The sequence below is a fragment of the Parafrankia sp. FMc2 genome (assembly GCF_041008525.1).
GTDB lineage: Bacteria > Actinomycetota > Actinomycetes > Frankiales > Frankiaceae > Parafrankia.
In genome coordinates this window covers 88855-95326 of sequence record NZ_JBFLUG010000014.1, presented here as the reverse complement: position 1 = coordinate 95326, position 6472 = coordinate 88855, and the positions used below count along the sequence as shown (strand labels likewise).

Annotated in this window: 5 protein-coding genes; 3 read left to right on the top strand and 2 right to left on the bottom strand. The window is 71.6% G+C overall.

Translation table 11 applies throughout. The annotated features are described in order from the left end of the window. Nucleotides 1-123: 123 nt before the first annotated feature. Complete coding sequence (locus tag AB1460_RS07995; RefSeq protein WP_368959976.1) at nucleotides 124-1338, bottom strand: CaiB/BaiF CoA transferase family protein; 1215 nt, start codon at nucleotides 1336-1338, stop codon at nucleotides 124-126. A gap of 329 nt (nucleotides 1339-1667) precedes the next feature. On the opposite strand from AB1460_RS07995, the gene AB1460_RS07990 reads away from it, so the two are divergent. The 3 genes from AB1460_RS07990 to AB1460_RS07980 are packed head-to-tail and all read left to right on the top strand — an operon-like array spanning nucleotide 1668 to nucleotide 4703. Further along, nucleotides 1668-3149, top strand: coding sequence for a class I adenylate-forming enzyme family protein (locus AB1460_RS07990; protein WP_368959975.1), 1482 nt, complete (start codon nucleotides 1668-1670; stop codon nucleotides 3147-3149). Between the two features lie 29 nt (nucleotides 3150-3178). Continuing rightward, complete coding sequence (locus AB1460_RS07985) at nucleotides 3179-3586, top strand: hypothetical protein (RefSeq protein ID WP_368959974.1); 408 nt, start codon at nucleotides 3179-3181, stop codon at nucleotides 3584-3586. 49 nt (nucleotides 3587-3635) lie between these two features. Next, a complete protein-coding gene (locus AB1460_RS07980; protein WP_368959972.1) occupies nucleotides 3636-4703 on the top strand; it encodes a phosphotransferase in 1068 nt (355 codons plus the stop codon). A gap of 164 nt (nucleotides 4704-4867) precedes the next feature. Here AB1460_RS07980 and AB1460_RS07975 read toward each other — a convergent pair whose 3' ends face one another. Next, nucleotides 4868-6229, bottom strand: coding sequence for an HNH endonuclease signature motif containing protein (locus AB1460_RS07975; RefSeq protein WP_368959971.1), 1362 nt, complete (start codon nucleotides 6227-6229; stop codon nucleotides 4868-4870). Nucleotides 6230-6472: the final 243 nt, after the last annotated feature.

Genomic DNA, 6472 nt, shown 5'->3' with positions numbered 1-6472 from the left:
CTGGCTCGAGATCCTCTGGCACTGCCTCACCAAAGGCGTGCTCTACGACGAGGCCACGCACGTCGCCAACCGCAACCGAGCCCTCGGACGCGCCGCCTGAAACCGTGGTTGACAGAGGGTGTCTCACGGGATGACCCCGGTCTCGGCGAACGTGCCGATCTGCTCCCAGGTGTAGCCGAGCTCGAGGAGCACCGACTCGGTGTGCTCGCCGTGCTCGGGGGCGCGGCGCAGCGCGGGCGGCTGCTCGTCGAACTGCACCGGGCCGGTGGGCAGCCGGTAGGACGGGCCGCCCTCCTCGGCGGCGACCTCGCCGAGGTAGTCGTTGGCGAGCACCTGGGGGTCGGTGAGCAGCTCCTCGACGGCCTGCACCGGCGCCCACGGGGCGTCGATGCCGGCGAGCAGGTCCTTCCACTCGGCGAAGGTCCGGTCGGCGAAGATCGCCGCGATCTCGCCGACGCAGGCCGCCCGGTTCGCGGCACGCGCCGCCAGGTCGGTGAAGCGCGGGTCGGCGACGAGGTCCTCGCGGCCGACCAGGCGGCAGAAGTCGGCCCAGTAGCGGTCCGGTTCGAGGAACACCAGCTGGATGTGCCGGCCGTCCTTCGTGCGGTACGAGCCCACCAGCGGGTTGCGGTAGGCGTCGACACCGGAGGCCGCGCGCGGGGTCTGCCCGGTGAGGGCCGAGAGGATGTCGGAGGACAGCGTCCACATCGCGGTCGCGAGCAGGGAGACGTCGACGACGGTCCCGCGGCCGGTGCGCTCGCGTCGCAGCAGCGCCGAGGCGATCCCGAACGCGAGCGCCATCGCCCCGTTGCGGTCACCCATCGCGCCGCGCTGGCCGATCGGCGCGTCCCGCTCGGGCGGGGTCAGCACGTGCGCGAGGCCGCCCTGCGCCCAGAAGGCCGAGGAGTCGTAGCCGGGCCGGTCGGCGCCGGGGCCGCGCACGCCGTAGCCGTGGCCGCGGGCGTAGACGAGGCGCGGGAACCGCGCGGTGAGTGTGTCGGAGTCCAGCCCGAGGCGGCGTAACGCGCCGGGCCGGAAGTTCGTGAGGAAGACGTCGGCGGTCTCCAGCAGCTGGCCGAGTACCTGCCGGCCCTCCTCGGAGCGCAGATCAATGGCGAGTGAGCGCTTACCCCGGTTGGCCAGGGCCACGGAGAGGTTCACCCCGCCACCGTCCGTACCGATGCCCTGCGTGGCCAGCCCCCGGTAGGGATCACCCTCCGGACGCTCCACCCGGACGACGTCGGCGCCCCAGTCGGCCAGCAGCGCGCCGGCCACCGGCACGAACACCCACTGGGCCAGCTCGACCACGCGAACACCCTCGAACGCGGCCTGATCCACGCTGACACCTCCCCTCGACCTCGGCAAACAAGCACGTAGGGCGCAAATGTAGAACGTCACTCTCGTGTTTGTGAAGACGTTGACTTTCCTCACTTTGCGTGGAAACATCCAGTCCGGCCGGAACCGGCCGGCGCCGCGTCCGTCAGGTCAGGCCACGCGCCCGCCAGGTCAGGCCACCCGGATCCGAACCGTCGCGAGCAGCCGCGGACGACGCGGCCCATCCCCGTCCCGCACATCTCCGTCCTCCGAAGTAAGTGAACGCTCTTTTCCTAACGCGGAGAGTGCGGCGGTGCGCCCGGCGCCGCCTGACACGGCCGAGAGGAACGCCTGTGGACGTCCAGATCAGCAATGCCCGCCGCATCCGTGAACTCGCCGCGACCCGCCCGGACGAGGTGGCCCTGCGGCACGTCGCACTCGACGGGACGACAACCGCGGCCACCTGGGTCGAGCTCGACCGGCGGTCGAGCCAGCTCGCCGGAGCGCTCGCGGAACGCGGGCTCGCCGTCGGCGACCGCCTCGGGATCGGCCTGCGCAACTCGCCGCAGTTCGTCCTCAGCGTGCTGGCGGCGTGGAAGATCGGCGCCGTCCCGGTGCCGGTCCGCTGGGACATCCCGGAATGGGAGCTGAACCGCCTGCGCGAGGTCATCAGCCCGCGGGTCTTCCTCGGCGACACCGATCTCCCCTGGATCGACGCCACCGCCGGCCTTCCCGTGCCCTTCCTGCCGGACGCGGTGTCACCGCAGATCAACGGCATCTGCAGCAGCGGCTCGACCGGGACCCCGAAGGTGATCCTCTCCGACCGCCCGTCGCTCTACGACGAGCGGACCACCGTCCCGTTCATCTCCGCGTGGAACCCGGTGCCGCGGCCGCAGACGATCCTCGTTCTCGCGCCGATGTACCACGCGAACGGGCTCACCACGCTGTACAGCCTGCTGGCCGGCGACCGGCTGGTCGTCCTGGAGAAGTTCGACGCCGCCCGGGTCGTCGACGTCGTCGAGCAGCACGGTGTCACCACGTTCACCGCGACGCCGACAATGCTGCAGCGCATCGCCGACCTGCCGGGCATCGAGCAGCGGGACCTTTCCAGCCTCGACTGGATCCTGCAGGGCGCCGCGCCGATGCCGCCGTCGCTGGTGCACCGCTGGGCGAAACTGATCGGCCCCGAGCGCATCGTCATGGCCTACGGGATGACCGAGGGCCTCGGGCTCACCGCCCTGCGCGGGGACGAATGGATGGCCCACGAGGGCAGCGTCGGGCGCCCGTTCCGCGACACCGAGGTATGCGTGCTCGACGACGACGGCCGCGAGGTCCCCACCGGCGAGGCCGGCCTGATCTACCTGCGATCGCGGATGACGGGCGGCTACCGCTACCTCGGGGACGCGCCACGGCTGCAGCAGACCACCGAGGGTTTCAGCACCGCCGGGGACGTCGGCTACCTCGACGCCGAAGGCTGGCTGTACGTCCTCGACCGGCGGGTGGACATGATCGTCACCGGTGGTGCGAACGTCTTCCCGGCCGAGGTCGAGGCCGCCCTCATCGAGCACCCCGAGATCGCGGACGTCGTCGTCATCGGCCTGCGCGACGCCCAGTGGGGCCGGCGGGTCCACGCCGTCATCGAGCCCGCCGACCACGCCCACCCGCCGTCGAGCGGTGAGGTCATCAGCTACGCCAAGAGCCGCCTCGCCCCCTACAAGGTCCCGAAGACCGTCGAGTTCGTCGACGCCATCCCGCGCAGCGCCGCGACGAAGGTCAACCGCGGCGCCCTCGTGGCCGCCCGCGACGCCGCACAGCCTGACACCGTGACAGCTTGAGAACGAACAGAACCAACCGGGAGGATCGGATGCCAGTAAGCAAGCCGAGCGAGTTACCCAGGGGTGGCGACGGCCGCTGGCCAGCCAGCGGCAGCGGATTCAGGTCGGCGCAGTGGGGTGACATGGAGGTCGGCTACACGGCGACCGGCCCGCTGGACTGCACACCCGGCTACCAGGGCCTGCCCGGCGGGGTCTGCCCCTGCCCGCACTACGGCTACGTCTTCACCGGCCGGGTTCGGGCCATCTACCCCGGCACGAACTGGCCGGACGAGGTGGCCACCGCCGGAGACGTCTACTTCTTCCCCGCCGGCCACTCACTGATCTACGAGGAGCCCAGCGAGGTCCTCGAGATCAACCCGGCAGCGGCACTGCAGCAGGTCATGGCGCACTTCGAGTCGCTCGCGGGCACCGGCCGCCTGGCGGCCGACGGCGGCTGACGCCGGGCATCCGGCCAGCCCGCCCACCGACACCCCAGGAGGAAGCGACGTGTCCGACCTGCCCACCGCCACCCCTGCCCGCGTGCCCGAGCAGCTCGACGAGGTGCTGTCCCCCGGATGGCTGAGCGCGGCGCTCGGCGCCCGCTTCCCGGGTATCGAGGTCACCGAGGTCACCCCCGGCCCGGTCGTCAGCCGGATCTCGACCAACGTCCGGTTCCACATCACCTGCGCCGGCGGTGCGCCCGCCGGCCTCTCCCCGAACCTGTGCGTCAAGGGCTACTTCTCCGAGCGGACCCTGCCGGCCCGCCACGCCGGCATCCCGGAGACCCTGTTCTACCGCGACCTGGCCGAGCGGACCGGGGTGCGCACCCTGCGCAGCCCCTACGCCGAGGTGGACACCGCGAACGGCGCGAACGTCCTCATCACCGAGGACGTGATCGCCGCCGGCGGCACCTTCCTCGACGGCCAGCACCCCTACTCCCCCGACCAGACCGCCGCCAGCCTCGAACAGCTCGCCCAACTCCACGCCACGACCTGGGCCGACCCGAGTCTGGCGGACGCCAGCTGGCTGACCTCGCGGATGGGGCCCCGCACCGGCCCCACGTGGCGGGAGAAGATCGAAGCCAACTTCACCACCGCCACCGGCGCCGGCGCCCCCGAGGAGGTCCGCGACGTCGGGCGGCTCATCGCCGCCTACAGCGCGCTGGCCGACCTGGTCACCACCACCTCGCCGTGGACGATCGTGCACGGCGACCCGCACGTCGGCAACATCTTCCTGGACGGCGAGGGCCGGCCGTCGCTGCTCGACTGGCAGCTTGTGCAGCGGGCCCCGTGGTACATCGACGTCGGCTACCACATCGCCTCCGCTCTCACCGTCGCCGACCGCCGCACCCACGAGACCGACCTGCTGCGGCACTACCTGGACGCGCTGGCCGCCGGCGGGATCGAGCCGCCGTCGTGGGACGAGGCCTGGCTCGGGGTGCGCCGCAGTGTCCTTCAGGGCTTCTACCTGTGGAGCATCACCTCGATGGTGAACCCGGCGATCACCGCGGTGCTGATCGAACGCCTCGGCACCGCCGTCGCCGACCACGACTCATACGCAGCCGTCGGCCAGTAATCCACCGACCAGTCGACACAGAACGGTCCATCCGGAGCGGCCGGCTCGAGCGGTTCCTCGGAACCGCCTGGCCCGGCCGCCGCGCCCGCGGCGCCAGCGCCAGTGCCAGCGCCGGTTGCGGCTTCGGCTTCGGCTTCGGTGAGGCCTGACTCCCGCACCGGGCTCTACCTGCCCGGCGGGCGTTGTTCCCGGCCGGTGAGGTAGTCGTGCGGGTAAGTCGTGGTGGTGGTGCCGGACGGTCCGATCCACTCGAAAGTGCCCGGGCTCGGCTGGCGGACCTTCCACAACCGGCCGGGTTGGTGGCGCATTCGGTGATGCCTCCGGCAACAGGGGCCCAGGTTGATCGTGAGGGTCGGCCCGCCCTGGGCGTAGGGGGTGGTGTGATCGGTGTCGGTGCGGGTGGCCGGGCGAGTGCAGGCAGGGTGGGTGCACTGCCGGTTCCGCGCCCGGACATGGCGAACCTGTGCCGGGCTGGGAAGCCGGCGTTCGGCGACCTCGACCAGCGTCCCCCGTTCGTCGGTCAGCAGACGCCGCCAGGTCGACTCCGGGCGCATTGCGATCTCCCGGGCGACCGCGGCAGGTAGCGGCCCGTAGCCATCCAGGTGACCCGGCTCTCGGCCCACTCCCAGCAAGGTGGGCAGGGGTACAACGACCTGGATCTCGCAGCCGATCGGCGCGGCATGCTCCGCCCGGCCCATCAGCAGATCCACGAAGACATCGGCGCGGATCTGCTCCCGCGTGCGCTCATCACCCTGCGCCCGGTCATGAGCGATGCCCTCCGCGAGCCGTTCCACCCGCTGGTAGCACGCCGCCGCGTCCTCAGCGGCCAGGAGCGCGCTCAGCCGACTCGTCGCATCCCGGCGCGGGATGATCCGCACAGTACGGTCCGCGCGTCGCTTCTCCGCGCGTGCATCGGCACCGTCAGGATCGACGCGGATCACCGCCTGCGTGCATCCCGCGGCGAACGACCGGCGGTTACGCCCCGGCCCATCCTCGAGCATCCGTGCCTCCACCTGCGCCGCGAGGTCGTCGCGCAGGGGACGGGTGGCGTTCTCCAACGACACCAGCCGCGGCAGATCGAGCACCCCGGCTTCCAACGCGGCCACCGCCCGCGGCAACCGCCGCACGACGGCCTGAGCCAGTTCCAGCTGGGAACGGGCCTGCGGCCCCGTCACCGCCAACACCCCCGCGATCTCCTCCGGAGCGTAGAAAGCAAACAACCCCGCCGGATCCAACACCCCCGGCGCCGCCACCTCCGCCACCGCCGCCAACGCACGCAGCAACCGCGCCTGCCCAGCAGCGACCATGCGCGCTGCGGCAGCAATGGTCTCGAGCGCACCCCGCAGACGCAGCACGAACGCCTCTTCGGCATCCACGGCAAAGTTCTTCGTCCCACCCAGATCGCCGCTGGGAGCTCCGCCGGCCGCACCCGCCGGATCACGGCCGGAAGGTCCGCAGGTCGACTCGGAACCCGCGGCTCCGTCCGCCGGGTTGTGGGTGGTGCTGGACGGGTCGGTGGGGGGCATGTGGCCACCTCAATCCCTGGACATGGGCAACAGGCAACTCGGATTCGAACGTGCGTTCGATTCCGGGTTCGATCCTAGGACGTTGGACGCCCGCGAGAGAGGGGCGAGCTGGCGAGACCACAGGGAGCAACAGCCACCCCTGTCGGCCTTTGACCCCGACGCCAGTCGAGCGCAGGATGACCGCGTCCCGCAGCACCCGGAGACGAACCGGTAGCGAGGGCAGGCGGTCTGCGCCCCTCGACT